This is a genomic window from Kitasatospora sp. NPDC023118 (genome assembly GCF_055560875.1).
The window spans coordinates 1-4,970 of record NZ_JBVHHW010000078.1; the positions used below are offsets into that span (position 1 = coordinate 1).

1 protein-coding gene is annotated in these 4,970 nt (G+C 75.3%); it reads right to left on the reverse strand.

What is annotated here, in order from left to right; all coding sequences use genetic code 11:
- Positions 1-4,970: SDR family NAD(P)-dependent oxidoreductase (locus ACZ3UD_RS37520; protein ID WP_465598550.1), on the reverse strand; the 4,970-nt coding region annotated here is incomplete at both ends.

Consider the following 4,970-nt stretch of genomic DNA (forward strand, 5'->3'; position numbering starts at 1 on the left):
TGCATCAACCGCCCACGAGCACCGACCAGCGTGCACGCGTCCGCCAGCGAGAACACCCCGGCCACATGCGCCGCCGCGATCTCACCGATCGAGTGGCCCGCGACGAACTCGGCCCGCACGCCCAGCGATTCGACGAGCCGGAACAGCGCCACCTCGACGGCGAACAACCCGGCCTGGGCGTACGCGGTCTGGTTGATCAGCTCCTCGTCCGAGCCCCAGACCACATCGCGCAAGGGCACGTCCATCGCCGCACACACCGCGTCGAACGCCTCCGCGAACACCGGGAACCGGGCATACAACTCCCGGCCCATCCCCAACCGCTGCGACCCCTGCCCCGAGAACAGCAGCGCGAGCCTGCGCTCCCCCGCCGCGCCGCGCGCCACCTCGGTGCCGTCCAGCAGCACCGCCCGGTGCGCGAACCGCGACCGCCCGGCCAGCGACAGTCCGACGTCCACCGGCGAACCCTCCGGCTCGGCGAGCCCGGCCAGTTGCGCGTCCAGCGCGGCCTCCGACGCTCCCGAGACCACCCACGGCACGACGCCCGGGGCCACGGCCACTTCCTCGGCCTGATCCACCACCGGCGCCTGCTCGACGATCACGTGGGCGTTCGTCCCGCTGATCCCGAACGACGAGATCCCGGCCCGGCGCGGGCGCCCGGCCTCGGGCCACTCGCGTGCCTCCGTCAGAAGCTCCACCGCGCCCGCCGACCAGTCGACGTGCGAGGACGGCGCGTCGACGTACAGCGTCTTCGGCAGCACGCCCGCGCGCATGGCCTCCACCATCTTGATGACGCCCGCGACCCCGGCCGCCGCCTGGGTGTGCCCGAGGTTGGACTTCACCGAGCCGAGGAACAGCGGGAGTTCGCGGTCCTGCCCGTAGGTGGCGAGCAGGGCCTGCGCCTCGATCGGGTCACCCAGCGTGGTCCCCGTGCCGTGCGCCTCGACCGCGTCGACCTCGGCGGCCGACAGCCCGGCGTTGGCCAGCGCCTGACGGATCACTCGCTGCTGGGACGGGCCGTTGGGGGCCGTCAGCCCGTTCGAGGCACCGTCCTGGTTGACGGCGCTGCCGCGCACGACGGCCAGCACCGGGTGCCCGTTGCGGCGGGCGTCCGAGAGCCGCTCCAGGACCAGCACGCCTGCGCCCTCCGACCACCCCGTGCCGTCCGCGCCGTCCGCGAACGCCTTGCAGCGCCCGTCCGGAGCGAGCCCGCCCTGGCGGGTGAAGCCGAGGAAGCTCATCGGCGTGGACAGGACGGTCACGCCACCGGCCAGGGCCAGCGTGCACTCGCCACTGTTGAGGGACTGCGCGGCCAGGTGCATCGCCACCAGCGAGGAGGAGCAGGCGGTGTCGATCGTGAGCGCCGGGCCCTCCAAGCCGAAGCAGTAGGACACCCGGCCCGAGATCACGCTGTTGGCCAGCCCGGTGCTCGCGTGGCCCTCCACCTCCTCCCGGGAGTTCATCACCAGCGAGGCGTAGTCCTGGCCCGTCGTGCCGACGAAGACGCCCGTCAGGCTGCCGCGCAGCGCGGTCGGGTCGATGCCCGCCCGCTCGAAGGCCTCCCAGGACGTCTCCAGCAGGAGCCGCTGCTGCGGGTCCATCGCGAGGGCCTCGCGTGGCGAGATGCCGAAGAAGCCCGCGTCGAAGTCCCCGAGGCCGGCGAGGAAGCCGCCCTGGCGGGTGGCGCTCACACCGTGGCCGGTGCCGAAGAGCGCGTCGAGGTCCCAGCCGCGGTCGGTCGGGAAGTCGGTGATGCCGTCGCGGCCCTCGCTCAGGAGCCGCCAGAGGTCCTCGGGGGCCCGCACCCCGCCGGGCAGGCGGCAGGCCATGCCGACGATCGCGATCGGCTCTCCGGCGTCCGCGGTGGTGGCGGCCGCCGGGGCCGCCGAGTCGTCCTCCTCGTCGAGGAGTTCCCCGAGGAGGTGCGCGGCGAGGGCGTGCGGGGTCGGGTAGTCGAAGACCATGGTCGCCGGGAGCCGGAGCCCGGTGACGTCGACGAGGCGGTTGCGCAGCTCGATCGCGGTGAGGGAGTCGAAGCCCAGGTCCCGGAACTCCCGTCCGGGGTCGACCGCTCGGCCCGAGGCGTGGCCCAGGACGCCGGCGGCCTCCGCGCGGACGAGGTCGACGAGGTGACGCAGCCGGTCGCCCTCGCGCAGCTCGAAGAGACGGGCCGCGAGCGCGGCGCCCGTGCCCGTGGTGCTCACGGCGGTACGGCGCCCGGCGGGCAGGAGGGCGCGGAACATCGTGGGCACCTCGCCGCGCGGGCGGGCCCCGGCGGCCATGCGACCGGTCGCGACCAGGTACGGCTCGTCGACGGCCATGGCGGCGTCGAGCAGCGCGAGGCCGTCCTCCTCGGCCAGGGGCGGGACGCCGGAGGAGCGGATGCGGTGCAGGTCGGCTTCGGAGAGCCTCCCCGTCATGCCGGCCGTCGGCGCCCACGCGCCCCAGCCCAGCGACTGGGCGGGCAGGCCCTGTTGGCCGCGCCAGATCGCCAGCGCGTCGAGGTAGACGTTGGCCGCCGCGTAGTTGCCCTGGCCCGCGCTGCCCAGGACACCGGAGATGGAGGAGAACAGGACGAAGGCCTTGAGGTCCTGGTCCTTGGTCAGCTCGTGGAGGTTCCACGCCGCGTCCACCTTGGGGCGCAGTACGGCGGCGAGTCGCTCGGGCGTCAGTGCGCTCACGACGCCGTCGTCCAGCACACCGGCCGCGTGCACGACGCCCGTGACCGTTCGGCCGTGCAGCGCCTCGGCGAGCGCCTCCCGGTCGGCGGCGTCGCAGGCCACGACCTCGACGTGGGCGCCCAGCGCGCGCAGTTCCTCCAGCCACGCGCCGACGCCGCCGCGGCGGCTCAGCAACAGCAGGTCCCGGACGCCGTGTCCGGCCACCAGGTGGCGTGCGACGAGGCGGCCGAGGCCGCCGGTGCCGCCCGTGACGACGACCGTGCCCTCGCCCCAGCCCGCGGACGAACCGCCGCCCGCAGCGCGGGTCAGCCGGCCGACGCGCACGGCGCCCTCGCGGACCACCACCTGCGGCTCGCCCACGGCCAGCACGGAGTCCAGTGGGAGCTCGCCGTCCGTGTCCACGAGGACGAACCGGCCCGGGTTCTCCGACTCGGCCGCCCGCACCAGGCCCCACACGGCGGCGCCGACGAGGTCGGACACCGCGCCGCCCGCCATGGCGCCCCGTGTGACGAACACGAGGCGCGCATCCGCGAACCGCGGTTCGGCCAGCCACTCCTGCACCAGACCCAGCGCCCACGCCGTCACCTCGTGCGCGGCCTCGGGCGTCGAGCCGCCCGCCACCGGGACCACCACGGCGCCGGGGACTTCGTCGCCGAGCTCCGACAGCTCCGCGACATCCGCTCCGAGCGTCACCGACCGGACGTCCACCGGCCGGACGGGCGCAGCCGCGACCCACTCCAGCCGCAGCAGCGACCCGTTCGCCCCGTGGGAGGCGGCGGCCGGCTCGCCCAACTCCACGGACTCCGCCGACAGCACGGGCTCGCCCGCCGCGTCGGCGAGGGCCAGCGACAGCGTGTCCGCGCCCGTCCGCACCAGCCGGGCCCGCGCCACCGTGGCGCCCGTGGCGTGGAGCGACACCCCGGACCACGCCACCGGCACGAGCCCTCGGCCGTCAGCCCGCAGGACGGCGGCCAGCAACGCCGGGTGCAGGCCGAACCCGGCCGCCGCGCCCGCCAGTTCGGCCGGGAGCTCGGCCTCGACGAAGGTCTCCTCGCCGCGCCGCCAGACGCCGGCGCCGTCCACGTCAGAGCTGCCCGCGACCGCGCCCGCCGGTGGCCAGAGCGCCGCGTCGAAGTCGGCGGCGCACACGCCCGTGGTCAGTTCCCCGGTGGCGTGCTCGGTCCAGGGCTCGTCGAGCCCGCCGTCGGGGCGCGAGAAGAACGTCACCGTCCGCGCGCCCGACCCGTCCGGCGCTCCCGCGCGGACCTGGACCATCGTGCCGCCGCCCGCGCCCAGGGCGAGCGGCCGGGTGACGGCGAGCCGCTCGACCCGGTCACAGCCGACGTGGTCGCCGACCCGGATCGCCAACTCCAGGAACCCGGCCGCCGGGAAGACGTCCGCGTCGCCTTCCCACGCCGCCGTGCCGGGCGAGAGCCGGCCGGTGAAGACGACGCTGTCCGTGCCCGCGAGCGGCACGGCCGCCCCAAGGAGCGGGTGGTCCGCCGCCAGCAGCCCGGCGGAGGCGACGTCGCCGACGCCGCTGTCCAGAGCGGGCCAGTAGTGCTCGTGCTGGAACGGGTAGGTGGGCAGGTCCACCCGGCGGGCGCCGGTCCCGTCGAACAGCCGCGCCCAGTCCACCGGGACACCGGTGACGTGCAGGCGGGCCAGGGCGGTGACCAGTGCGTGCTCCTCCGACCGGTCGCGGCGCAGCAGCGGGAGCGCGGGGACGTCCGAGTCCTGCTGGGCAAAAGCCGCGAGGACACCGTCCGGGCCGAGCTCGACGAAGGCGGTGGCGCCGGCCTCGCGCAGGGCGCGGACGCCGTCGGCGAAGCGGACGGCCTCGCGGACGTGACGCACCCAGTAGTCGGGGGCGGTGAAATCCCCGCCCAGGGCGCCGGTCAGATTGGAGACCAGCGGAATCGAAGGGGCCTGGTACGTCAGCCCGTTCAGGACCTCTCGGAAGTCCGCCAGCATCGGATCCATCAACGGCGAGTGGAACGCGTGCGAGACCCGCAGCCGCGTCGACTTGCGGTCGGCGAAGTGCGCCTCGACCGCCGCGACCGCCTCCTCCGTCCCGGAGACGACCACGGACGACGGGCCGTTGACGGCGGCGATCGACACGAAGCCGGTGAGCAGCGGCAGGACTTCGTCCTCCGCCGCCTGCACGGCCAGCATCGCACCACCCGACGGCAGCGCCTGCATCAACCGCCCACGAGCACCGACCAGCGTGCACGCGTCCGCCAGCGAGAACACCCCGGCCACATGCGCCGCCGCGATCTCACCGATCGAGTG